The sequence below is a fragment of the Streptomyces polyasparticus genome (assembly GCF_014493765.1).
Classification (GTDB): domain Bacteria; phylum Actinomycetota; class Actinomycetes; order Streptomycetales; family Streptomycetaceae; genus Streptomyces; species Streptomyces polyasparticus.
Genome location: NZ_JACTVJ010000005.1, coordinates 531,084 through 555,074 on the forward strand (window position 1 = coordinate 531,084; position 23,991 = coordinate 555,074).

A 23,991-nucleotide genomic window follows, 5' to 3' on the forward strand; every position below is an offset into this window, starting at 1 on the left:
CAGGGGCCGCTCAGCCTTCGAAGGCCAGGCGCGCGCCGAGCGCAAGCAGCACTCCGCCGGAGATCTGCTCCAGGCGCCGGCGCACGTGCGCCCGCGACAGGAAGGTCTTCATCCGGCCCACGCACCACACGTAGACGCCGTAGTAGCCCACCTCGAACACGGCCCAGATCGCGGCCAGCGCGATCATCGCGGGAAGCTCGGGGGCGCCTGCCGGGACGAACTGCGGCAGGAAGGACATCGCGAAGATCGCGGCCTTGGGGTTGGCCAGATTGAGCAGCAGGCCGCCGCGGTAGGAGGACCAGCCGGACCGTTCCGGGGCCTCCCAGCCCTGCGCCTGATCCCCGTCCTTCTTGCGCTTGCGCGCAGCCCACAGGGTCTGGGCACCGAAGACCACCAGGACGACGGCGCCGACGATGCGCATCACGTCGTACGCGACCTGCGAGGCGGCGAGCAGCGCGGTGAGGCCGAGGGCGGCGATGACGCCCCACAGGAACACGCCGGTCTCGTTGCCGAGCACGGTCAGAAAGCCGGAACGGCGGCTGCGCAGCGAGTTCTTGATGATCAGAACGGTGCTCGGTCCGGGGGACGCGGCGATGAGGGTGCAGGCGCCGAGGAAGGCGATGAGGGTGCTCAGCATGGAGTCATGGTGCCCGTCCGGGGGACGCCTTGGCCACGTCGTTTTCCCACGAAGGCGGAGGCGGCCCTTGCGGCGGATCTTGCGCCGCACCCCGGATTAACGGTTAGATCCGTCTCAACCATTAATCCCTGGGAGGCCCTGTGCTCGTCCTCGCCCAGATCAGCGATCTCCACCTCGACGGAACGGACCGCGCCCGCGAGCGCGCCCGGCGCGTGACCGAGCGGCTGCGCGCGATACCCGTGGACGCCCTGCTCGTGACCGGGGACATCGCGGACACCGGCGCCGAGTCCGAGTACGAGGAGGCCGCGCGGCTCCTCGACGGGCTGCCGTATCCGGTCCTGACCTGCCCCGGGAACCACGACGTCCGCGCCGCGTACCGCAAGGCGCTGCTCGGACGGGAGGCATCGGACGCCCCGGTGAACAGCGCCGAGGTGATCGCGGGAACCGCGGTCCTGATGTGCGACACGAGCATCCCCGGACAGGACGACGGACGACTCGCCCCGGACACGTACGAGTGGATCGGGCGGACCCTCGACGCGCTGGGTCCCGAGGTCCCGGCCCTGCTCGCCTTCCACCACCCGCCGGTCGCCCTGCACGCCCCGCTCCCGGACTCGTATCCGCTGCACGAGCCCGAGCGGCTCGCGGAGCTGCTCGAACGGCGGCCGCAGATCCGGGCGTTGATCACCGGCCATGCCCACACCCCGGCAGCCACGGTCTTCGCCGGCCGCCCGGTGGCCGTGGGCCCGGGGGTGACCTGGGCGCTGCGGCTGCCCTGGGAGGGCGACGCGGTGGCCGACCGCGCCGCCGATCCCGGTTTCGCGCTCCATGTCCTGGACGACGAGGGGCGGTTGACCACCCACTTCCGCAGCGTTCAGGCGGGCCTCAGGTGACCACCCCCGGGACCACCGACAGGAACTGACGCGTCCCGTTCTCGTGCCGTACGGCGATCGGGACCTCCTTGCCCGGACGGGCGGCCGCGACCGCGCGGGCCAGGTCCTGTGCCGAGTCGACGGACTTGCCCGCGAAGGACGTGACCACATCGCCGCGGACCAGGCCCGCGCTGTAGCCGGGCCCGGGCTGGTGGACGCCCACCAGGCGGGCGCCCTTGCCCGAGGAAGAATCCACCGCCTCGACCCCGATCGTCGCGGGCGCGGGCGCCACCGACTCGCCCTGGCCGCCCTGGGGTTGGGTCTGCGCGGGCGCGGCGCCCTTCTTGCCCGCGGACGCCCCCGGCGGCCCCTGCGCCGCCGCCTGCTTCTGCAGATCGGCGAGTTTGCTCATCCCGATCACGGTGGCACCCACCGTCCCGAGCCCGATGCCCGCGAGCACGAGGACAAGCGCGATCACGGTCGCACCGAGTACGGTTCTCAACCGCCTGGCACGCCGCCGTACGGCATGCGGACGGTGGCCCGGCGCGGGTGCGCGGCCGGGCATCGGCTTGGGTCGCAACACTGTCTGTTCCATGGCTGGCCTCCGCGGAATGCTCTACCCTGCGGGCCGCCGCGGAACGATTCACGAAAGAGTGACGAACCGTCACCGGCAGGGGGACACATGACCGAACCGTCCGTCGTCGAACGGCTGTACTTCGGCCACGACGAGGCCGAACAGGACATGGCAAACGGACTGTTGCGGGCGGGTTTTCTGCAGACGGCCGCGTACGACGCCGCCGTATCGGGACGCAAGATGCTGATCATCGGCCGCAAGGGCTCCGGCAAGAGCGCGATCTGTGTGCACCTGGGCGCGGAGGGCGGGCACGCGGGTGCGACCGTCACCATCACACCGGACGACGCGGCCGGCGACGAGATCCGCCGCTTCGAACTGCAGGGGCTCGCGGGCGACACCGCCAAGTCCCTGATGTGGCGCTACGTGTTCGCGCTGCATGCCGCGCGCCATCTGACCGAGCACGCCCGCAAGACCCACGGGCGCCGCGAGCCGGATGCGGTCAAGGATCTGCGGAAGTTCCTGCGGGACAACGGCGAGCTGCCGGGCACGCGGCTCGCCGACTTCGCCGCGCAGGGCCGCGAGCGGCTGCAGACCAACGGCCTGCAGCTCGGGGCGTTCGGCTTCCAGATCGGCGTGGACCTGGGGCACGCGGTGACCGAAGGCGCCCGTGCGGTACGCCAGTTGGAGGTCCTCGAGGACCACGTCGCCCTCGCCTTCCGCGAACTGGACTGCGCCAGGACGCATCCGCCCCTCCTGCTGCTCGTGGACCAGCTGGAGAAGGTCTGGTCGGGAGAGGCCGACGCCAACTCGATGGTGATCGGGCTGCTTCTCGCCGCGAAGGACGTAGCCGTGAAGTACCCCGGCGCGGTGCGCTGCCTGGTCTTCCTGCGCTCCGACATCTACGACTCGCTCACGTTCGGCGAGGGCGACAAGTTCCGCAGCTACGAGATGCGCATCGACTGGCCCGTCCCCCAGCTGCGCCGCCTCGCGCTGTCCCGCGCCCAGGCGTCGGTGGGGCCCGGGCTCGGCGAGACCGACCTGTGGCAAGGGGTCTTCCCCCGCCGGGTCGAGGGCGAGGAGACGGCTTCGTACCTCTTCACGCGGACCCTGCCCCGCCCCCGCGACGCGATCCAGTACCTCAACCTCTGCCGCGATCGGGCCGTCCACAACGGACGCACGCAGATCACCGAAAGCGACGTGATGGAGGCCGGACGGCAGTTCTCGGTCTGGAAGCTCCAGGACCTGGCCCAGGAGTACCTGGTCGCCCACCCCTTCCTCGACTCGCTCCTCGGACTGTTCGGCAACGGCGGATACGTGGTCACCCGGGCGTCCCTCGGGAGCCTGCTCGCCCAGGCACGTGGCGATCTGGAACGCCGCTTTCCCGCGTACAGCGAGTCGTTCACACCGGAGGCGGTGATCGACATCCTCTACACAGTCGGCTTCCTCGGAGTGCGGCGCGGTGACGAGGTCGTCTACGCGGGCGGGTTCGACCGGCCGCTGCAGGCGGACGAGAAGGAGTTCCAGATCCACCCGTGCTTCCGCGAGGCCCTCAGGACCCAGGACGCCGTCCCGCTCACTCCGTACAGCCCGGCCCTGCGCGTCCGGCCCCTGAACAGCGGCTTCACACCGCCGCGCCGCGACTTCGACCTGCTGCGCGCCGTCGCCGCCGCCTGCGACCGCCTGCTGCGCCTGATCGCCCGCGCGAGCGGCCTGCCCAGCGAGACCCGGCACGATCTCGTGCAGCACCTGCAGCGGCTGCGCCACGAGACGGCCGACGCCCTCGACGACCCCACGGGCCCGTCCGGCGCCCCGCTCCAGGACGCCGAGGGCCACGTCGCGGGAGCGGTCGCCCATCTGCGGGTCTGGTCGACCGCCCTGCAGGAATGCGGCCTCGAGGACCAGGCCCAGGAGCTGGGCGCCCAGGCCGTCGCCCGCGAACTCACCATCCAGGCCACGGGCCTCAACGCCCGCTTGGGCGGGCTCAGCGGCGGGACGGGCGAGGCCGGCTCCAGCGCGTAGCTGTCGGGTGCGGGTCCGTGGGGGTGCGGGGTGGGCTCCTGCTGCGGGCGGATCTCCCCCCACCCCGCCGCTTCCCGAAACCGTGGGCTGCGACCCCGGACCCTCGGGTCGGTGGGCCCGCGGAGCGGACCTACACCCCCGGCTCCGCCGCCGACAGCGCCAAGTCCACCGCCTCCGCGAACCCACCCGGATTGTCGATCATCATGTTGTGCGTGGCATCCGGCACATCCACCACCGGCACCCCCGCCGCCGCCATCAGATCCGTCTCCGCATCGGGCCGCGTACGCTCCCCCACCACAAAGGCCCGAGGCTGCGAAAGCTCCGTCAGCATCGCACCCCAACTCGGCGACGTCCCCTCGACCAAAGCGGTAGCACTGCGATGCAGAGCAAGCGCATCGGCCAGCCGAAGCCGCGCCACGTAATCGGGCAGCTTCTCCCCGGCCACCATCCGCGCGAACCCCTCGGCGACGAACGCCTGCTCCTCCTGCGAGGCGATCACGCTGCTGACGAAGCCGCCGCCGGGAAAGAGGTTGGGCTCCGCGACCACCAGCTTCGCGATCAAGTCGGGTCGGGCGGCGGCCAGTTCGATGGCGACCGCGCCGCCCATCGAGTGCCCGATCAGCTCCACATCCCGCAGCCCCACGTGCTCGATCACGGCGGCCACCGCATCGGCCTGCTCCCGCATCCGGTACCCGAAGTCCACGGGCCGGTCGCTGTACCCGTGCCCGAACAGGTCGACGAGGAGCCCGACGCGGCCCGCGAGCGGTGGCGTCGTGGCGACCTCCGCATAGTCGGACGCGGCGCTGCAGCCGAGACCGTGCACGTAGACACGGGCGGGCCCGGCATCCCCCGCCGCCGGGTTCAGCTGGAGCCAGCGGATCCACGCCCCTGCTTCCCGTACGAACAGCTCCCGCACCGCAACACCTCCGTCACGAAGTCGAACGGCACATGCCAGGCGTTCGCACCGACAGCGCAGGGCGCAGCAGGAGCGGGGTACCGCAGCCGGAGCGGGATCGCGCCCCGGAGCGGGCCGCAGGCCGAGCGCCCGGGCACTCGGCCCCGCCCGGCGCACCGGACCGGCCACCCCCACCGCCCACGAACACCCCTCACGCATCCCGCCCCTTCAACACCGCCCACCCCACCACCAGCACACCCACGGCCCACGACGCCGCCACCCCGAGCCCCGCCCACGGCCCGATCGGCAAGGCCTCCAGGTTGCGGGTCGCGAGCACCGAAAGACCCGCCTCCGTGGGCGAGAGCCGCTTGGCCGTCTTCTCCCAGTCGGGGTCCGACAACATCGCCGCCACCAGCGGGAATCCGTACAGCAGCAGGAAGACCCCGGTCAGCGTCCCGGCCGTGTCCCGAAGGGCCGCCCCGAGCCCGACCCCGAGCAGCGCGACGAGCACGTAGTAGAGGACACCCCCCACGACGGCCCGCAGCGTGGCCCCGTCCCCGAGGCCGATCGGCGGATAGCCGGCCTCGGCGGTGAACCCGGCGTCCAGGACGAGCACCCGGCCCAAGTAGAGCGAGCCAAGGACCGAGACGGCCCCCACCACCGCCGCGAGCCCCGCCACGACCACGGCCTTGGCGGCGAGCACCCGCAGCCGCGAGGGAATGGCCGCCAGGGTGACGCGCATGGTCCCGGTGCCGTACTCCGCCGTCACCGCGAGCACCCCGAACACCGCCATGGCGGCCTGCCCCACCCAGACCCCGGTGAGGCTCAGTTTGACCGTGTCCTCGTCGCAGGTGCGCCGCGCCAGACAGTCGCCGGCCGAGAGCGATCCGGTGGTCAGGGCGCCGACGCCGACCGTGCACAGGACGATGCCGAGCAGCAGCCACCAAGTGCTGTGCAGCGTACGGAGTTTGGTCCACTCGGCGTGCACCGCACCGGTCATCCGTCCCGCGCCCCGGGCGGTCACCCGGGGCGCACCCGTGAGCAGGGCCTCAGACATCCCGCCTCCGTACCCGCCAGACCGCGAGCCCGAGCACGGCCACCGCGTACAGGAGCAGCGTGCCGATGCCGATCCAGGGCCCCTGCGGATAGCAGCCCTCCTCCGGCAGACACAGTGTGGCCACGTGGTCGTAGCGCGTCAGGGTCTCCTGGACGGCGAACCCTGCCAGCGGCGTGAACTGCTGCAGGAACTGCGCGAATCCGATCGGCAGCGTGGTCACCAGGACCAGCGGCGCGACGAACAGCACCACGACCGTGGCCACCGCGCCCGCCGTACGCCGCAGCAGCGCGCCGAGTCCGAGCGCGAGCACCGCGATCAGGGCGAGCAGTACGGCGGAGCCGAGCACGGCGCGCAGCACCGGTCCGTCGGTGAGCTGGAGTTCGGGGAACCGGGGTGGCTTGTGCCCGTTCGCCTTCAGGATCGGTTGGGCGATCAGGAAGGACGCCACCGAAGCGACCAGCCCGGCGGCGAAGGCCGTCACACCGATCACCACCGCCTTGGCGACCAGGACCCGGCCGCGCCGCGGACTGGCCGCGAAGGTCGTACGGATCATGCCGCGCCGGTATTCGGCGGTGATGAACAGGACGCCCAGTGCGGCGATCAGGACGAGACCCAGCTGCGTACCGCTGAGGCTCATCGCGGCGAGGTCGGTGTTGTACTGGGCGGGCGCGATGTCACCGGACCCGGTGAGGGTGAACCGCCCGCCGGACTCGCTCGACTCGCCCTCGCCGCCGACGGGCCCGCTCGACTGCCCGTCGCCGCCCGGCTGTTCGCCGACATCGGTGTGGCGCCAGTCGCCGCTGCCGCCGTCCACCGTGACGTCGTCGAAGACGGCCGTGGACCGCGAAGGCTCCGAGCTGACCGAGACGGAGCCGAATTGGCGGTCCATCGTGTCCACCATCGGCGAGGCCACGAACAGACCGACCTGGACGGTGCCCGTGAGTCCCGGCACCGTCACCGCGCCGACCTCGCTCCACTCCTTGCCGTCGGCCGACTCGTACCCGGTGAGCGTGGTGCCGTCGCGGGTCAGGCGCAGCCAGCGTGGCTCGCCGGCCGGGGAGTTGCTGCCCGCCCGGTCGTGCACGAAGTCGTTCTGCAGCCGTACGCCGTGCCCCGGAGTGAGCATCAGCGCGGCATACGAGGCTCCGGGCGCCGCGTCCTTCTTGATCAGCACACCCGCCTTGCCCCACTCGGGCGTGCTCCCTTCGCCGGTACGGAACTCCGCGAGCCGTACGGTGATCGTTCCGTCGCCGGGCAGCGCCTGGTGGGCATACCGGAAGGAGTCGACGATCCGCACGCCGCCGGGCCCGGTGGGCTCAGGGCCGCGGTCGCCGCCGCCGGCGAACTGCACCTTCGAGCTGGTCGCGGCGAACACGGAGACGAGCACCGTCACGAGCACCGCGCCGAGCAGCGTGAGACCCCACCGCCGCACCGTCCGCAGCTTCGTCCACTCGGCCCGCAGCAGCTGTACGAACCCGTCACGGCCGGCGGGCACCGCGGTGGAGCGGTACGGCGTGACCGGCGGCGTCTGGGTGTCGGTCATCGCGCGTCCTCCTCGTCCACCGGCGCGGCCGCGAACTCCAGGACGTCCCCGGTCAGTTCCATATAGGCCTCTTCGAGCGTGGCCCGGTGTGCGGAGATCTCGGAGAACGGCACCCCGGCCCCGCTGAGCAGCTGCACCACCTTCTCGGCGCTCGGCCCGGACACCGTCAGGGTGTCCCGTCCGGTCGACGCGACGGTCGCACCCGCGGCGGCGAGCACGGTCATCGCCTCCGTACGGGCGTCGGTACGCAGGGACACCCGGTCGCCGGACGCGGTGGCGAGCAGCTCGCGCACGCTGGTGTCGGCGATCACGCGGCCGCGGCCGACGACCACCAAGTGGTCTGCGCTGTCCTCGAGTTCACTCATCAGATGGCTGGAGACGAGGACCGTACGGCCCTCGCGGGCGAGCGAGCGCAGAAAGCCGCGGATCCAGCGGATGCCCTCGGGGTCGAGTCCGTTGACGGGTTCGTCGAAGAGCAGCACGGGCGGGTCGCCGAGCAGCGCGGAGGCGATCCCCAGCCGCTGCCGCATGCCGAGCGAGTAACCGCCGGCCCGGCGGCGCCCGGCCGAGGCGAGGCCCACCTGTTCGAGGACCTCGTCCACGCGGCGTACCGGAATACGGTGCGAGTGCGCGAGCCACAGGAGATGGTCGCGGCCGCGCCGGCTGGGGTGCACGGCGGACGCGTCGAGCATGGCGCCGACCTCGTGCAGCGGGGTGCGCAGTGCGTGATAGGCGCGGCCGCCGATCAGCGCCTCGCCGGCGTCGGCCGAGTCGAGGCCGAGCATGATCCGCATGGTGGTCGACTTGCCGGCGCCGTTCGGCCCGACGAACCCCGTGACCTGCCCCGGGGTGACCGTGAAGGAGAGCCCGTCGAGTGCCGTGACGGACCCGAACCGCTTGCGCAGTCCGCGCACCTGAACGGTGCCATCAATGCTGTCCATGCTCAGTGAGGCTAGGGAGCGCGGGCCCGCGGGGCGTCACGCGTCGGAGCCGTCTTCGTATCCCCCACGTGAGGGACTCGCCCGGCCCCCGGTTCGGTGACAATGGACGGGTCGGAGCGACCCGGGTGCGGTGCCCCCCGGGACCGGCCCGCGCCGATCCGTCACAAGGGCCCAGGGCCCGGCAGGTGTCCGAGGCTCGGGAACGGAGGGGTGGGTGCGGCTCGGCAGCAGAAGATTCCCGCGCATCGCGCCCGGCCGGCTCTCCATCCCGGCCGCGCGCCTCTCGTCCCCGGCCGCCCCGGTGTACGCGGCCGCCGCCCTGGCCCTCGCCGCGCTCGCCGAGCTCACCCTGCGCACCTACTACACCGACGGCCGCTTCCCGCCGGCCCTGTTCCTCGCGCTCGGCATGACCGTGCCGCTGGCCGCGGTGCGCACGCAGCCCCTGTGGTCGGCCGTGATCACCGCGGCCTCGGCACTGCTCGCGCTCGCCCCGTACCACCTGTTCCTCGTGGCCGGACTGCCCTCGCTCCTGCTCTGTCTGTACGCGGCGGGCCGGCACGGTCCGCGGCTGCCGTCCACGCTCCTTCCGCTGCCCTTTCTCGGGTACGCGGTGGCCGGCCCCGGGGACCGCCTGGCCACCGTCCTCGTCTGTCTGAGCGCGCTGGCCGCGGCCGTCACCGGGCTGACCCGGCGCGCCCTGGCCGAGGCACGAGCGCACAGCGCGACCGAGCGGGCCATCGCGGAGACCCTCCAGGAGCATGCGGCGCGCGGCGAACGGGCCCGTATCGCACGGGAGTTGCACGACGTCGTGGCCCATCACATCTCGATGATCGCCGTGCAGGCCGAGACGGCCCGGCTCACCACGGCCGGGATGCCGCCGGCCGGCGCCGAGCGGCTGCTCGCGATCGGCGACACCGCCCGCACCGCGCTGACCGAGATGCGCCGGCTGCTCGGGGTGCTGCGCGAGGACGCCGAGGCCCCGCCGACCCGGCGCCCGCAGCCCGGTCTGCAGGAGCTCGCCGAGCTGGTCGACGAGGCCCGTGAGGCGGGCGGAGGCGCCACCCGTCTGATCGTCAGCGGCCGGATCCGCCCGCTCGACCAGGGCGTGGAGCTCACCGCGTACCGCATCGTGCAGGAGGCGCTCAGCAACGCCCGCCGTCATGCGCCGGGCGCGGCCGTCGACGTGACCCTGCACTACACCGACGCCGCACTCCATCTGCGGATCCGCGACAACGGCCCGGGCCCGAAGTCCGCGTCCGCGCGCGGCGGCCACGGCCTGACCGGGATGCGCGAGCGCGCCGCGATGGTCGGCGGCTCACTGGCCTCGGGTCCCGCGCTCGGCGGCGGCTTCCGGATCGAGGCCCGCCTGCCGGCCCCCGCCGCGCAGGGCTCCGGAGGCACCCGCACTGCCGAGGCCGCAACCTCCGAGACCACCACCCTCAAGACGACCCCCGAGACCACCGTCCTCCAGACCACCGCCGAGGCCACAGCCCCCGAGTCCACCGCGCCGACGACAAAGGACACCCGATGAGCGCACCGCTCCGCCTCGTCATCGCCGACGACCACGAACTGGTCCGCGCGGGCTACGCCGGGCTGCTCGCCACCCAGCCCGACTTCGAGGTGGTCGGCACCGCGAAGGACGGCGCCGAAGCCGTCCGCGTCTGCCGCGAACTCACCCCCGATCTGGTCCTCATGGACGTCCGGATGCCGGTGATGGACGGGATCGAGGCCACGGCTCGGCTCGCCGACACCGGCATCCGCGTCCTGATGCTGACCACGTTCGACCTCGACGAGCATGTCTACGACGCGCTCGGCGCGGGAGCGGGCGGCTTCCTCCTGAAGGACGTGACCGCCGAGCGGCTCTTCGACGCGGTACGCGTGGTCGCCGCCGGCGAGGCCCTGCTCGCGCCCACCGTGACGCGCCGCCTGATCGCCGAGTTCGCCCGGCTGCGGCCCTCGGCCCGTCCGGCCGCGGACCTCGCCGCGCTCACCCCGCGCGAGACCCAGGTGCTCCGGCTGATCGCGGAGGGTCTGTCCAACCCGGAGCTCGCGGCCCGGCTGCATGTCAGCGAGGAGACCGTGAAGACCCATGTGAGCCGGATCCTGGCCAAGCTGGGACTGCGGGACCGCACGCAGGCGGTGGTGGCCGCGTACGAGTCGGGCCTCGTGGTCCCGGGCGGCAACGCCCGCTGAGAGCCCGGGACCGAACCCGTGCCCCGCGCCCCGGGGTTACTGCGTTCGGGCTGAACCCTTCGCGCCGCGCGCCCGTTCGGGCTCCACCCGTACGCCGGTCATTAATGATGATCTTTCACACCGGGTGCCCTCATTCGTGCGCCCTCGGAGTTGGAGGAGTCGTCACGTTGAGCGCACGTATCCGGACCCTGGGCACCGTCTCCACCGTCACCGCCGCACTCCTGCTCGCGGCAGCCGCGCACTCCCCCGGCACGGGGGCCGCACCGCACGGCACGGCTGTCGCACCGCAGGGCCCCGTCGACACGCTGCTCACGGCGTCGGCGCCGCGCGACACCCAACTCGCCCTGGGAAAGAAGGGGTTGTGCCGCGCTCCCGGCGGCGGCCGGATCTGCCTGATCAGCCACCCGGGCGCGGACACGTGGACCGTACCGATGACCGCGGGACGCAAGTCGGTCGAGCAGCCGGTCGCCCTCGCGGGCCGCCTCGCCCTGACGATGCGGGCCAACGGCCGCATCACCGATGTCTCCGTGACCGGCTCCCGCGGCAGCGCGCTCGCCGGCGCCCTCAGCGCCGACGGCCGCACCTGGCGCTCCACCTGGGCGGTGCCGGCCGGCTTCCGCTACCGCGCGACCGTGCGCGCCGAGTCCCCGTCCGGCGACCCGGTCGTCTCCACTCTGCGGTTCCGTACGGCGGCGCCTCAAGGCCGCCGTCTCACCGCCGAGTTCGGCCCGGGCCCCGGTACGTACGGCGTGGGCCAGCCCGTCACCGCCACGCTCAACCGGCCCGTGCCGGCCCGGCGCACCGAGGCCCGAGCGCGGATCGAGCAGTCGCTGCGGGTGAACTCCTCGCCGCAGGTCGAGGGCGCCTGGTACTGGGTGGACGAGCAGACCCTGCACTACCGTCCGCGCACCTTCTGGCCCGCGCACACCGAGATCACGGTGCGCAGCGCGCTCGACGGTGTGCACATCGGCGACGGCGTGTACGGAGCCGGGTCCAAGCCCCTGACGCTCAGGATCGGCGACCGTATCGAGGCGATCACCGACGCGTCCACGCACACGATGACCGTGCTGCGCAACGGCGAGGAGATCCGCACCATCCCCGTGACCACGGGCAAGGCCGGCTACCGCACCCGCAACGGCATCAAGACGGTGCTGGCCAAGGAGCGTCTGGTGCGGATGCGCGGCGAGGGCATCGGCATCGCGCGCGGCAGCAGCGACTACTTCGACCTGAAGGTGCACTACGCGACCCGGGTCACCTGGAGCGGCGAGTACGTGCACGCCGCCCCGTGGTCGGTGGGTTCGCACGGCGTCGCCAACGTCAGCCACGGCTGCACCGGGATGAGCATGTCCAACGCCGCATGGTTCTTCGATCTGGTGCGCCCCGGCGACATCGTCCAGGTGGTCAACAGCCTCGGCGAGGACATGACGCCCTTCGACAACGGATACGGCGACTGGAACCTGTCCTGGAAGAAGTGGCGCAAGGGCTCCACGGTGCAGGCCGCGAACAAGGTGCCCGCGGGCCCGCGTCTGTCGCCGATGGCCTGACCACCCCTCACACCCCGACGATCAACTCCTGGAAGGGCTCGGCCGATTCGGTGCCGTAGCGGCCGAAGGGCGCGTCGAAGTTCCACACCAGGAACAGCAGGAACACGATCAAGGCACTGAACACCCCGGCGAGCAGCAGCTCGCGCGCCGAGCGCCGGATCTGCAGCGTGAAGATCAGCCCGACGATCACCACCCCGCCCGCGACCAGGCCGAACCACACCACGCCCGGCAGCGTCGGCTCGGCCGCGCTCACCCGTACATGCCGGGCGTCGTCGGCGATCGCGATCTGGTCGAGCAGCGGCTGATAGGCCTGCGCCTGCAGATCGGACGCCGGTGCCTGACGCGTGATGTCCCCGCGTACCTCCGAAAGGAGTTCGGCGCCGTGCCCCGACGGTGCGGTGCCCGAGGTGAGCTGGGGCCACTCGCTGCGGACGGTGTGCGCGGCGTACGCGGCGACCTGCTCGCGGATCCGGTCGCGCACCTCGGGCGGATAGACCTCGACCCGCTGCGTCACCTCGTACAGCGCCTGCGCCTCACGCCGTACGGAGTCCTCCGCCGCACCCCTGGCCTCCCAGACCCCGGCGATCGCGAGGCCGAGCACGATCGCGTAGACCACGCCGACCATCATCACCATGTACTCGATGACATCGGGCGTCTGCGAGGTGTCGTCCTCGGCGGCCGCCTGGGTGCGGTGCCGCAGCATCGGCACGGCGATGACCACGGCGCAGACGAACACCATGGCGAGGGCGAGGACCAGCCATTCGGACACGGGACAACTCCGGGGATGCGTAGGGGACTTGAGACTTGCCGATCACGGGCCCGGACCGGGGCCGCGGCCAGGTCAGGCCCTGGCCGAGCGGCCCCGCCCGCCGGGCCTGAGGGCCGCGGCGGCGAGGACGGCCGGGGCGGTGACCACGGTCATCAGCGTGACGGTGGAGAAGCCGCCTGGTACGGGACGCTTGACCAGGGCCGAGCGGTAGGGGCGTACGGGGAAGGTGGGCCCGTGCGCCATGGGCCGCGGGGGCGGGGAGAGTTCGGGGGGCACGGGCTCGAAAGGTGCGGGCCTGAAAGCAGGGGCCGCCGCGGTGTCGAAGGGTGGCAGGGCGGCGGCGACCGGCGCAGGGGGCTGTCCGGGAGGCGCGGGCCGGTCCCGGGCCGGCGGCTCGGCGTCGGCCGGTGTGCCGGGCGCCCGGGGTTCGGAGGCCGGCGCGCCGGGATGCGGCTGCGGTGCGGCGGGAGACGCGGGCGTCGGCGGGGAGGGCGGTGCGGGTTCCGCCCGGCACTCCCCGACCAGCCCCGTCACGGCCGTGTGCACCACGCCCGCCGCGTCGGCGTTCACCTGCGACGCGACCTGCACGGGGGTCAGGGCCACGAAGGCGCCCAGGCCCACCAGACACAGCACAGCCATCCGCCGCCCTCACTCCACACCGCCGGGGTCCCGCATCAAACGATCAAACGAATCAAACGATGAACCGGGCCGTACGACACGGAACGTGTCCGGCGGCGCCCACGGCGTTCACCCCTGGACGTGGCCGGCAGCGCGTGCCGGGTCCCCGGCGGGCAGGCTCTGCTCCAGGTCGTCCAGGGCCTGCCGGGCGGCCACGATGCGCTGCCGCAGCAGGGGGACCTCCTGCTCGGCCTGCTCGCCGCGCCCCTGCCGCCGTCCTTGCTGCCTCTGCTCCTCCTCGTGCTCCAACTCCTTCGCTTCTTCGAGGGAGTTGATGACGACACCGATCAGCACATTGACCAGGACGAAGGAGGCCATCAGCACGTACGCCCCGTAATAGAGCAGTGTCCAGCGCGAGAACGACAGGCCCGCGTGCACCGCGTCCCCGAGCCCGTCGAGCGTCATCAGGAGCAGCAGGGTCAGCAGCGCGCGGCCGAGCGAGCCGAAGTGGGCGGGGTCGTGCTCGTGGAAGAAGACCCAGCCGACCATCGCGTACACATAGAGCAGCAGCGCCCCGACGAGCAGAAAGCTGAGCGTGCCGGGCAGGCTGCGGGCCACCGCGACCAGGAGCACCCGCAGCTGCGGCAGGAAGCGCGCGGTGCGCAGCACCCGGGCCAGGCGAAGGAGCCGGAGCAAGGTGGTGTTCTCGCTCACCACCGGCAGGAACGCGCAGAGGACCACCGCGAGATCGAAGAGGTTCCAGGGGTCGCGGAAGAAGGCGCGCGGCCGGTCCGCGTGGGCGGCGATCCGCAGCAGGATCTCCACGGTGAAGCCGAGGAGGCACAGCCGCTCGGCCAGCCGGAGTCCCTCGCTCCACTCTGCGGCCAGGCCCGAGTAGGTCTCCATACCGAGCAGCAACGCGTTGGCCAGGATCAGACTCATCACGAGGACCGCGAACCAGCGGGCCTCGGTGATCTTCCGGCAGCGGGCGGCCAGGGCCCCGCGGGCGGTCTGCTCCACAACCGCCGAATGGACCGACATCGCACTCCTTCACAGCACACGGACAGTGACGGAATGAAGATCGCCCAGTGAGGTCCCCCGTACGGACCTGCCGCGCCGGTCTCACCCGCAGGGATGACCAGGTGAACGCGCGCATCGGATCCGAGAGTTGACGGTGTGATGTACGGAACTGTGCATTTCGCTCCGGGAAACCGATTCGTCATCAAGGATGGGAATAGCTCAAAAAGGGAACCCTTTCCCCGACCTCTCCCCCTGTGTCCGACCGGCCCGCGCCTGAGAGCCTCTCCAGCAGCGGGCACGACGCGGAAGGATGACGTGCGCCGTGTCCCCGCTCCGGCTCGAAGAGCTGCCTGCCCCTGGGCCCGCCTCCCCGGCCCTTCGCCTCAAGCGCCTGCCCTTCGGCGGACGCCAGGTCCGCCTGATCCTCAGCGTGCTGCCCCTCCTGTTCATCGGGACCTGGGCGGCGCTCGACTGGGACGCCGTACGCGACGGCACCGCCCGTCTCGCGTCCGCCGACCCAGGACTCCTGTTCCTCGCCGTGGTCTTCACCGGCCTGTGCAGCGTCAGTGCCTCGTTCATCCGGCAGGGCGCGATCCCCGAGCGGCTGCCGCCGGGCCGGCTGCTCGCCTCGCAGTTCGCGGCGGGCGCCGCCAACCATGTGCTGCCGGCCGGGCTCGGTGCGCACGCGGTCACCTTGCGGTTTCTGCAGGCCCGCGGAATCCCGCTGGCCAGGGCCACCGCTTCGCTCGCGCTGTATTCGCTGGTCAAGCCGGTGGCGAAGTTCGCCCTGATCCTCGTGTTCCTGGTCGCGTTCCCCGACACGCTGCCCGTGCGCGAGCTGCTGCCCACGGGTGAGACCTTCCTGATCATCGCCGGCTGCGCGGCGGGGGCCCTCGTGACGGTGGCCCTGGTGCTCAAGTTCGTCCACCCGCTGCGCCGCCCCTTGATGACCTTCCTCGGCACGGCGCTCACCGACGCGCGGCTGCTGCACAGCAGGCCGAGCCGGGTCCTCGCACTGTGGGGCGGTGCGGCCGCGCTGCCGCTGTTCCAGGCGGCGACCCTGGCCGCGGTCGCCGCCTCGCTGGGCGTGCCGCTGCCCTGGACCCACGTGATCTTCGCCCACCTCGCGGCGAGCGCGATGGTGGGCGCGGTGCCGGCGCCGGGCGGGATCGGTCCGGTGGACGCCGCGATGGTGTTCACCCTGGTCGTCTTCGGCACGCCGATGGCCCTGGCCACGGCCACCGTGATCGGCTACCGCGTGATCAGCGGCTGGCTGCCCCTGCTGCCGGGGGCGCTGGCGCTTTCGGTGCTCGTACGGAAGAAAGTGCTGTAGTCGCAGGAAGCGCTGCAGCCGTAAGCAGTGCTGCGGCCGTAAACAGCTGTGCGGCGATCAGGTCGCGCAGGACGGGCACACCCCGCGATACGTGACCTCCACCGCCTCGACCGTGAAGCCGTAGCGCTCCTCGGCCGGCAGATCCGACAGCGGATTGCCCTGCGGGCGCACATCACGGATGGCGCCGCACCCCGAGCACACCAGGTGCTGGTGCGGCCGGTGCGCATTGGGGTCGTAGCGCTTGGCGCGGCCGTCGGTGGAGACCTCGATGACCTCGCCGAGCGAGACCAGCTCGCCGAGCGTGTTGTAGACGGTCGCGCGGGAGATCTCCGGCAGCTTCGCGGCCGCCCGCACATGCACCTCGTCCGCCGTCAGATGCACATGGTCGCCGTCGAGCACCTCCGCCACGACGCGGCGCTGCGAGGTCATCCGCCAGCCGCGGCCACGCAGACGCTCAAGGAGGTCGCTCATCTCGGATCACCATTCTTCTCAATCGGCACAGCCGGGTCGGCAGGACAATCGCGGCCACAAGGATTAGCGTGTTTCTTGACTTGGACTCTGTCCATTGTAGGATCGAGCCCGACGAGATCCAAGACATTGAGCTCAATGCAGTACAAAGAGCGCAACGCGGAAGAGCTGCAGTGCGGAGCGCATCACGAGCTGCCGTACTGGACCTCGGCCCTGACGCATCACTTGAGACTTGAGCACCGCATTCCGCCCCGTCCGGAGGGATTCCATGTCCGAGAACAACGAAGTCGTCGCACCCACCGGGGGCTGCCCCGTGGCGCACGGGGAGCGTGCGCTGCACCCCACCCAGGGCGGCGGCAACCGGCAGTGGTGGCCGGAGCGGCTGAACCTGAAGATCCTCGCGAAGAACCCGGCCGTGGCGAACCCGCTCGGTGAGGACTTCGACTACGCCGAGGCCTTCAACAACCTCGATCTCGCGGCCGTCAAGCGCGACATCGCCGAGGTGCTCACCACTTCGCAGGACTGGTGGCCCGCCGACTTCGGCAACTACGGCCCGCTCATGATCCGTATGGCCTGGCACTCCGCCGGCACGTACCGCATCAGCGACGGCCGCGGTGGCGCCGGCGCCGGCCAGCAGCGCTTCGCGCCGCTCAACTCGTGGCCGGACAACGGCAACCTGGACAAGGCCCGCCGTCTCCTGTGGCCCGTGAAGAAGAAGTACGGCCAGGCGATCTCCTGGGCCGACCTCATGATCCTCACCGGTAACGTCGCCCTGGAGACCATGGGCTTCAAGACCTTCGGCTTCGCCGGCGGCCGCGAGGACGTCTGGGAGTCGGAGGAGGACGTCTACTGGGGTCCCGAGAAGGTCTGGCTCGACGACGAGCGCTACACCGGCGACCGCGAGCTGGAGAACCCGCTCGGCGCCGTGCAGATGGGCCTCATCTACGTCAACCCCGAGGGCCCCAACGGCAACCCGGACCCGGTCGCCGCGGCCCGCGACATCCGTGAGACCTTCCGCCGGATGGCGATGAACGACGAGGAGACCGTCGCCCTCATCGCCGGTGGCCACACCTTCGGCAAGACCCACGGCGCAGGACCCGCGGACAACGTGGGCGCCGACCCCGAGGGCGCCTCGATCGAGCAGCAGGGTCTCGGCTGGGCCTCCACGTACAACACGGGCGTCGGCAAGGACGCGATCACGTCCGGCCTGGAGGTCACCTGGACCACCACGCCCGCCAAGTGGGGCCACGACTTCTTCAAGCACCTCTTCGAGTACGAGTACGAGCTCACGCAGAGCCCCGCCGGTGCCCACCAGTGGGTCGCCAAGGACGCTCCGGAGATCGTTCCGGACGCCTTCGACGAGACCAAGAAGCACAAGCCGCAGATGCTCACCACCGACCTGTCGCTGCGCTTCGACCCGGTCTACGAGCAGATCTCGCGCCGCTTCTACGAGAACCCGGACCAGTTCGCGGACGCCTTCGCCCGCGCCTGGTACAAGCTGACGCACCGTGACATGGGTCCGGTCGTCCGCTACCTCGGCCCGGAGGTCCCCTCCGAGGAGCTCATCTGGCAGGACCCGCTGCCCGCGCAGCAGGGTGAGGCCCTGAGCGCCGCGGACGTCGCCGCGCTCAAGGAGCAGATCCTCGCCTCGGACCTGACGGTCTCGCAGCTGGTCGGTGCCGCCTGGGCCGCCGCCGCCTCCTTCCGCGGCAGCGACAAGCGCGGTGGCGCCAACGGCGGCCGTATCCGCCTCGAGCCGCAGCGCGGCTGGGAGGTCAACAACCCGGACGAGCTCGCCCAGGTGCTGCGCGTCCTGGAGGGCATCAAGGCCTCCTTCGGCAAGCCCGTCTCGATCGCCGACCTGGTCGTCCTCGCGGGCACCGCGGCCGTCGAGCAGGCCGCCAAGGACGGCGGCGTGGCCGTCGAGGTCCCGTTCACGCCGGGCCGTGTCGACGCCTCGCAGGAGCAGACGGACGTCGAGTCCTTCGCCGCCCTGGAGCCGCAGTACGACGGCTTCCGCAACTACGTCGGCAAGGGCAACCGCCTGCCGGCCGAGTTCCTGCTGCTCGACCGCGCCAACCTGCTGACCCTGTCCGCTCCGGAGATGACCGTCCTCGTCGGCGGTCTGCGTGTCCTCGGTGCGAACGCGGGCGGTTCGAAGCACGGTGTGCTCACCGACAAGGTCGGCACGCTGAGCAACGACTTCTTCGCCAACCTGCTCGACATGGACGTCACCTGGAAGTCCACGTCCGCCGCGCAGGACGAGTTCGAGGGCCGTGACGCCTCGGGTGCCGTCAAGTGGACGGGTACCCGCGCCGACCTGGTCTTCGGCTCCAACTCCGAGCTCCGTGCCCTCGCCGAGGTGTACGCGAGCGACGACGCCAAGGAGAAGTTCGTGCGCGACTTCGTCGCCGCCTGGGCCAAGGTCATGGACCTGGACCGGTTCGACATCCGCGCCTGAGCGGGTGCCTGGTGGGGGCTTCCTGAGCCTCACTGAGGTTCGCTGAGGCTCGCTGACCGAGCACTGTGGCCCTGTCCCGGGTAACTCCCCGGGACAGGGCCACAGTTGTTCTCCGTGCGGCTCCGCGCCCGCTCCTGCGTACAGTCCGGCGGTCCTCGCGCGGGCGTTCGGAAATCGTCGCGCGGGATCCCGGGGAGTCCTCGCCAAGCACGCCGGATCCGAGCGGGAGAGGCGGTCCGGAGGCCAAACTGGTGACGAAGGCGGGGAGTTGTGGAGCGGAGCTTCACTCGGCGCACCCCGAGGCCGGAGCCGATGAAAGGGATGGCAAGTGACGCGGGAGCCGGGTGCGGGGCCGATGAACGTGATCCAGCCGGGTGTGGGACCCATGGGAGGCCTTCCCCTGGAGGCCACCGACTTCGTGGGCCGCGGCGCGGAACTGGCCGCCCTGGAGCTCGCGTTGACCCAGTCGCGTCTGGTGACGGTCACCGGGCCCGGCGGCGTCGGCAAGACCCGGCTCGCGCTGCGGGCCGCCCGCCGGTCCCGTGACACCTCGGGGCAGGAGGCGTTCTGGGTGGAACTCTCGGCCCTGACCGACCCCGAACTGCTGCCGCACACCGTGGCGTCCGCGCTCGGTCTGGCCCAGGGCGAAGCGGTGTCCGCACTCGAAGCGGTCGTCCGCAGACTGCAGTCGGGCCACTCGCTCCTTGTGCTCGACACCTGTGAGCACCTCGTGGACGCCTGCGCCGAACTGGCGCAGGCCCTGCTGCGGCACGCGGGCGGAGTGACGGTCCTCGCCACCAGCCGGCAGTCCCTCAACGTGTCGGGGGAGCACGTCTTCAGCGTCGAGCCGCTACGCGTACAGGCGGACGGAGGCGACGCGCTGGAGCTGTTCGTGCGCCGGGCCCAGGCCGCCGTTCCCGGCCTGACCATGGACGAGGAGGCCCGGCAGCAGGCGACGCGGCTGTGCCGTTCCCTGGACGGGATGCCGCTGGCCATCGAGCTGGCCGCGGTGCGGCTGCGCGCACTGCCGCTGTCCGTGCTGATCGAGCACTTCGCGAACGGGGTGCCGCTGCTCGCACGGCTGCGCGGCGGCACCCCGCGCCACGAAACGCTGCGGGCTGCCATCGACTGGAGCTTCGGCCTGTGCACACAGGCCGAACAGGTCCTGTGGGAACGGCTTTCGGTGTTCTCGGGGCCCTTCGACTTCGACGCGGCGCAGTACGTATGCGCCGGCGGGATCCTGGACCCGGCCGAGCTCGTGGAGTCCCTTGCGGGCCTCGTGGACAAGAGCGTGCTCATCCGCGACGGCGAGAGCTACCGGATGCTGGACATGATCCGCGAGTACGGCGCCGAGCTGGCGCAGACCGCGGGCAGCCGGGACGGCCTGCGGGAGGCCCACTGCGTCTACTACACGGAGCTGGCCCGTATCTACGACCGCGACTTCGCCGCTCCTGGACAGATCCCCCGGTACAACGTGCTCCGGCAGCAGGACGGCCAGCTGCGGGCGGCCCTGGAGAACGCGATCGACGCGGGCCGGTACCAGCAGGCGGCGCTGCTCGCCCGGTCGCTGTGGATGTACTGGCTCATCCCCGGCAAGAACACGGAAGGCCGTTACTGGTGCGACCGGATCGCCGACCATCTCGCGCCGGGCACGTCGGAGCGGGCCTGGGTGCTGGCGACGAACGCCTATCTGGCCGCGGCGCAGGCCGACCCCTCGACCTATCCGATGGCCCAGGAGGCGTCTGCCATCGCCACGGCGATCGGCGAGCCCGAGCTCAAGGGCCGGGCGTACCAGGTGATGCATATGGCCGCGCTGGCCGTCGGCAAGTTCCAGGAGGCCTTCGCCGCGCTGGAGCACGGCTCCCCCGCCCTGCGTGCCTCCGGCGATCTGAGCGGGGCGTTGGTCCTCGAGGTGCAGCAGGGGTACATCCAGGTGGCCAGCGGCGAGGCCCGTGGGGCTCTGGAGATGTGTGAGCGCAACCTCCGGCTGCTTGCCGACAACGGCATCGAACCGGGATGGCTCCATGCGGCCCTCTACTACGTCCGGGCCCTGTCCCTTTTCGAACTCGCCGACTATCCCGGCAGTACGGCCTCGTCCGTCGCGGCCCTGGGCATCGAGACCGTCATGGGTGACATCCTGGGCTTCGCCTGCAACCTGGAGCTTCAGGCGTGGATCGCGTTCCGCACCAAGCGCCTCGACAACGCCGCCTGGCTCATGGGCGCGGCCGACACCCAGTGGCAGCGCCTGGGCGGACGCCTGATCGGCAACCCCGTGATGGAGCAGCGGCACCTGGACATCGAACGCGAGCTCCGGGACACCCTGGGTGAGGAGCGTTTCACGGCGCGCTGGCAGGACGGCGCCACTCACCCCGTCGGCTCGGTCGTCGAGCGGGCCACCACGGGCGGTCTGGCTCCCGAACTCCCGGCCGGCAAGGCGCACAAGCCCCTCACCCCGCGGGAACGCGAGGTCGCCGAGCTGGTCGCCCAGGGCCTCAGCAACCGCGAGATCGCCGAACGGCTCGTCCTGTCCAAGCGCACGGTCGACGTCCACGTGGAGCACATCCTGGCCAAGCTCGGCGTCGGGTCCCGCCAGGACATCGCCGAGCGGCTCGACGGCGCGTCCTGAGCCGGTCGAGGTGTGCCCGGCCCTGACGTGCGTCCGGCCGAGGCCGTCCCTACGGCTCAAGGCACGGACGGCCCGCCGAGATACTTGCCCGACCCGTCGTACGGCCACGCGTTGGCCACACACCCCTGCAGGCCCTTGATCTGCTGCATCATCGCCGGTGCGGGCCTGCCGGGGCCGGGGCAGGTCTCGTGGCCGTGCCCGATCCGGTGCCCCACCTCATGGTTGACGATCAGTGCGCGGTACTCGCCGATCGGTCCCGCGAACTCCGGCGAACCGAGCACCCACCGCTTGAGGTTGACCACCACATCCGTACCGACACTGCAGTTGACCTCACCGCGCGTGAGCAGCCCGGCGGCCCCGCAGATGCGGTCCACGGTGCCCGGCGTCGCGATCTTCACCACGAAGTCGTACGAGCCCGAGCCGACGAGCCGGAACGAGTTGACCCCGTCCTCGGTCCAGCCCCGCTCGTCCCCGAGGATCGCGGCGACCTCGTCGGCGGCCGCGCCCGGGTCGATGGCGATCCCGTCCTCGACGACCACCTTGTAGCGCCGCACGCGGGCACCCTCACCGACCACGGAGCTGTCGGCCTGTGCCGTACGGAAGGTGCCGGGGCCCACGGCGGGCACGTCGATCCGGGTGCTGCTCGGACTCGGACTCGGCGAGGAACTCGCCGAGGGCTCGGGCTTCTTCGACGCGGACGGGCTCGGCGAGGGCGAGGGCGAGCGCGCGGGTGTGTGCGTCGCCGGGGTCTCGAGGATCACCGGCTCGGCGTCCGCGACGGGCCGCTCCCGCACGCCCGTGTCCCGGTAGTGCGCCACGGCGGCTCCGGCGCCGGCCATCATCACGGCCAGCAGAGCGACCCCGCACGCTATCCGGGCCCGGCTCCCCTTGCGCCGCCGTCGCGTGGTGCGCTGCTTCCGGTCAGCACGCTTTCCCATCGGTCGTTCCCCTCCCCGTACGCGGCCAAGATCACCGGCGCACCCTGTGCATATACCTCACCGCGCGAGAAGGAGGCGAACTGGCGGACAGTTGGGCAGGTGGCAGGCATGACCCGCGATATGGCTACGGAACGGACGGGCGGAGTCCGGATGCGACGCCCGGTACCCCGGACCGGCCTCTCCCCACCGCCCGGATCGACAGGCAGACTCGGCCCCGCAGCACGTACGCCACCACAGCACTGCCTCGGAGGGGACCGCCATGGGAAAGCGCTGGGCCGACTTCCAGTACGAGATCTATCTGAACGGCATGACAGGGTCCGCGCCCCGGCTGCCCACCGACCTGACCCGCCTCGAAGAGCTGGCCGCGCACCGGCTTCCGCCCCGGGCCGTCGGCTATGTGGCCGGCAGCGCGGGCAGCGGCAGCACCGCGGCCGCCAACCGCGCGGCCCTCGACCGGCGGCAGATCGTGCCGCGGATGCTCAGGGACGTCAGCGAACGCGACCTGTCCGTCGAGGTGTTGGGGCGCACCCTGCCCGCGCCGCTCGCGCTCGCCCCGGTGGGCGTGCTGTCGATCATGCACCCGGAGGGCGAGAAGGCCGCAGCCCGCGCGGCCGCCGCACAAGGGGTCCCGTACATCCTGTCGTCCGCTTCGAGCACCCCGATGGAGGAGGTGGCGGAGGCGATGGGGGACGCCGAGCGCTGGTTCCAGCTGTACTGGCCGAAGGATCCCGAGATCGCCCGCAGCTTCCTCGGCCGGGCGAAGGCGTCCGGGTTCTCGGTCCTGGTCGTCACCCTTGACACCCCGATGCTGGCCTGGCGTCCGCGCGACCTCGACGAGGCGTATCTGCCCTTCCTGCACGGCGTCGGCACGGCCAACTACTTCAGCGACCCGGCGTTCCAGGCGGGCCTGGCCAAGCCCGTGCACGAGGACCCGAACGCGGCCGTGATGCATTTCGTCGGCATGTTCTCGGACCCGTCGAAGACCTGGCCCGACCTGGCCTTTCTGCGGGAGCACTGGGACGGTCCGATCGTCCTCAAGGGCATCCTGCACCCCGACGACGCACGGCAGGCCGCCGAGTCGGGCATGGACGGTGTGATCGTCTCCAACCACGGGGGCCGCCAGGTGGCCGGATCGATCGGCGCCGCCGATGCCCTGCCGAAGGTGGCCGATGCGGTCGGCGACCGGCTCACGGTCCTGTTCGACAGCGGTATCCGCAGCGGCGACGACATCGCCAAGGCCCTTGCGCTCGGCGCCCGTTCGGTGCTGATCGGCCGCCCGTACGCGTACGGCCTTGGCCTGGACGGGCAGCCGGGCGTCGAGCACGTCATCCGCTGCCTCCTCGCCGAACTCGACCTCACCCTGGCCCTGTCCGGGCATACGAGCCCCGGTTCGCTGAGCCCCGCCGACCTCGTCGAACACCACCGCTAGCCGGTTGCTAGGGTGCGCCGATGACTTCGCGAGAGCAGTCGCATGCGGCCCAACAGG

Annotated in this window: 20 protein-coding genes; 9 read left to right on the top strand and 11 right to left on the bottom strand. The window is 71.8% G+C overall.

The genetic code is table 11. The features are described from left to right. Nucleotides 1–10: 10 nt before the first annotated feature. Complete coding sequence (locus tag H9Y04_RS10755) at nucleotides 11–637, bottom strand: LysE family translocator (RefSeq protein WP_187813505.1); 627 nt, start codon at nucleotides 635–637, stop codon at nucleotides 11–13. Nucleotides 638–777: 140 nt separating this feature from the next. On the opposite strand from H9Y04_RS10755, the gene H9Y04_RS10760 reads away from it, so the two are divergent. Beyond that, nucleotides 778–1,527, top strand: coding sequence for a phosphodiesterase (locus H9Y04_RS10760; protein ID WP_187813506.1), 750 nt, complete (start codon nucleotides 778–780; stop codon nucleotides 1,525–1,527). On the opposite strand, the gene H9Y04_RS10765 is transcribed toward H9Y04_RS10760, so the two are convergent. Further along, on the bottom strand, nucleotides 1,520–2,101 hold the full coding sequence (locus H9Y04_RS10765; protein ID WP_187813507.1) for a PDZ domain-containing protein: 582 nt from the start codon (nucleotides 2,099–2,101) through the stop codon (nucleotides 1,520–1,522). The genes H9Y04_RS10760 and H9Y04_RS10765 overlap by 8 nt on opposite strands. 87 nt (nucleotides 2,102–2,188) lie before the next feature. Here H9Y04_RS10765 and H9Y04_RS10770 point away from each other — a divergent pair, with 87 nt between their 5' ends. Continuing rightward, nucleotides 2,189–4,099, top strand: a complete 1,911-nt coding sequence (locus tag H9Y04_RS10770) for a P-loop ATPase, Sll1717 family (protein WP_187813508.1) — start codon at nucleotides 2,189–2,191, stop codon at nucleotides 4,097–4,099. 130 nt (nucleotides 4,100–4,229) lie between these two features. Here H9Y04_RS10770 and H9Y04_RS10775 read toward each other — a convergent pair whose 3' ends face one another. The 4 genes from H9Y04_RS10775 to H9Y04_RS10790 all read right to left on the bottom strand — a co-directional run bounded on the left by H9Y04_RS10775 (nucleotide 4,230) and on the right by H9Y04_RS10790 (nucleotide 8,535). Further along, a complete protein-coding gene (locus H9Y04_RS10775; RefSeq protein ID WP_308800936.1) occupies nucleotides 4,230–5,015 on the bottom strand; it encodes an alpha/beta fold hydrolase in 786 nt (261 codons plus the stop codon). A gap of 190 nt (nucleotides 5,016–5,205) precedes the next feature. Beyond that, nucleotides 5,206–6,051, bottom strand: a complete 846-nt coding sequence (locus H9Y04_RS10780) for an ABC transporter permease (RefSeq protein WP_236070712.1) — start codon at nucleotides 6,049–6,051, stop codon at nucleotides 5,206–5,208. After that, the gene (locus tag H9Y04_RS10785) at nucleotides 6,044–7,594 is read right to left on the bottom strand and encodes an ABC transporter permease subunit (protein ID WP_187813510.1); all 1,551 of its coding nucleotides are present in this window, start codon (nucleotides 7,592–7,594) and stop codon (nucleotides 6,044–6,046) included. Before H9Y04_RS10785 ends, H9Y04_RS10780 begins: the two co-directional genes overlap by 8 nt. Beyond that, entirely contained in the window at nucleotides 7,591–8,535 is a 945-nt protein-coding gene (locus H9Y04_RS10790; RefSeq protein WP_187813511.1) for an ABC transporter ATP-binding protein, read from the bottom strand. The genes H9Y04_RS10785 and H9Y04_RS10790 overlap by 4 nt, the downstream gene beginning before the upstream one ends. A 214-nt stretch (nucleotides 8,536–8,749) precedes the next feature. On the opposite strand from H9Y04_RS10790, the gene H9Y04_RS10795 reads away from it, so the two are divergent. The 3 genes from H9Y04_RS10795 (at nucleotide 8,750) to H9Y04_RS10805 (ending at nucleotide 12,272) form a co-directional block, all read left to right on the top strand. Then, complete coding sequence (locus H9Y04_RS10795) at nucleotides 8,750–10,066, top strand: sensor histidine kinase (RefSeq protein WP_308800937.1); 1,317 nt, start codon at nucleotides 8,750–8,752, stop codon at nucleotides 10,064–10,066. Continuing rightward, a complete protein-coding gene (locus H9Y04_RS10800; RefSeq protein ID WP_187813512.1) occupies nucleotides 10,063–10,728 on the top strand; it encodes a response regulator in 666 nt (221 codons plus the stop codon). Before H9Y04_RS10795 ends, H9Y04_RS10800 begins: the two co-directional genes overlap by 4 nt. Before the next feature lie 167 nt (nucleotides 10,729–10,895). Next, a complete protein-coding gene (locus H9Y04_RS10805; protein WP_236070713.1) occupies nucleotides 10,896–12,272 on the top strand; it encodes a L,D-transpeptidase in 1,377 nt (458 codons plus the stop codon). A 7-nt stretch (nucleotides 12,273–12,279) separates the two neighbouring features. On the opposite strand, the gene H9Y04_RS10810 is transcribed toward H9Y04_RS10805, so the two are convergent. The 3 genes from H9Y04_RS10810 to H9Y04_RS10820 all read right to left on the bottom strand — a co-directional run bounded on the left by H9Y04_RS10810 (nucleotide 12,280) and on the right by H9Y04_RS10820 (nucleotide 14,700). Next, nucleotides 12,280–13,041, bottom strand: a complete 762-nt coding sequence (locus H9Y04_RS10810) for a bestrophin-like domain (RefSeq protein ID WP_187813513.1) — start codon at nucleotides 13,039–13,041, stop codon at nucleotides 12,280–12,282. A 72-nt stretch (nucleotides 13,042–13,113) separates the two neighbouring features. Next, entirely contained in the window at nucleotides 13,114–13,680 is a 567-nt protein-coding gene (locus H9Y04_RS10815; protein ID WP_187813514.1) for a hypothetical protein, read from the bottom strand. Nucleotides 13,681–13,788: 108 nt separating this feature from the next. Further along, a complete protein-coding gene (locus H9Y04_RS10820) occupies nucleotides 13,789–14,700 on the bottom strand; it encodes an ion transporter (protein WP_187813515.1) in 912 nt (303 codons plus the stop codon). Nucleotides 14,701–15,001: 301 nt separating this feature from the next. Between H9Y04_RS10820 and H9Y04_RS10825 the strand changes: the two genes are divergently transcribed. Continuing rightward, nucleotides 15,002–16,012: a lysylphosphatidylglycerol synthase transmembrane domain-containing protein gene (locus H9Y04_RS10825; RefSeq protein WP_187813516.1), complete on the top strand. Its 1,011-nt coding sequence runs from the start codon at nucleotides 15,002–15,004 to the stop codon at nucleotides 16,010–16,012. A gap of 57 nt (nucleotides 16,013–16,069) precedes the next feature. Here the strand turns inward: H9Y04_RS10825 and H9Y04_RS10830 are convergent, their stop codons facing one another. Further along, nucleotides 16,070–16,483 (bottom strand): Fur family transcriptional regulator, encoded by a 414-nt coding sequence (locus tag H9Y04_RS10830; RefSeq protein WP_187813517.1) that lies wholly within the window; start codon nucleotides 16,481–16,483, stop codon nucleotides 16,070–16,072. A gap of 265 nt (nucleotides 16,484–16,748) precedes the next feature. On the opposite strand from H9Y04_RS10830, the gene katG reads away from it, so the two are divergent. Both katG and H9Y04_RS10840 read left to right on the top strand, forming a co-directional pair. After that, the gene (gene katG, locus H9Y04_RS10835; protein WP_187813518.1) at nucleotides 16,749–18,941 is read left to right on the top strand and encodes a catalase/peroxidase HPI; all 2,193 of its coding nucleotides are present in this window, start codon (nucleotides 16,749–16,751) and stop codon (nucleotides 18,939–18,941) included. 385 nt (nucleotides 18,942–19,326) lie between these two features. Further along, nucleotides 19,327–21,567: an ATP-binding protein gene (locus tag H9Y04_RS10840; RefSeq protein ID WP_187813519.1), complete on the top strand. Its 2,241-nt coding sequence runs from the start codon at nucleotides 19,327–19,329 to the stop codon at nucleotides 21,565–21,567. Between the two features lie 56 nt (nucleotides 21,568–21,623). On the opposite strand, the gene H9Y04_RS10845 is transcribed toward H9Y04_RS10840, so the two are convergent. After that, nucleotides 21,624–22,505, bottom strand: a complete 882-nt coding sequence (locus H9Y04_RS10845) for a DUF3152 domain-containing protein (protein ID WP_187813520.1) — start codon at nucleotides 22,503–22,505, stop codon at nucleotides 21,624–21,626. Nucleotides 22,506–22,764: 259 nt separating this feature from the next. Here H9Y04_RS10845 and H9Y04_RS10850 point away from each other — a divergent pair, with 259 nt between their 5' ends. Further along, the gene (locus H9Y04_RS10850) at nucleotides 22,765–23,934 is read left to right on the top strand and encodes a lactate 2-monooxygenase (RefSeq protein WP_187813521.1); all 1,170 of its coding nucleotides are present in this window, start codon (nucleotides 22,765–22,767) and stop codon (nucleotides 23,932–23,934) included. The last annotated feature ends 57 nt before the right edge of the window (nucleotides 23,935–23,991 follow it).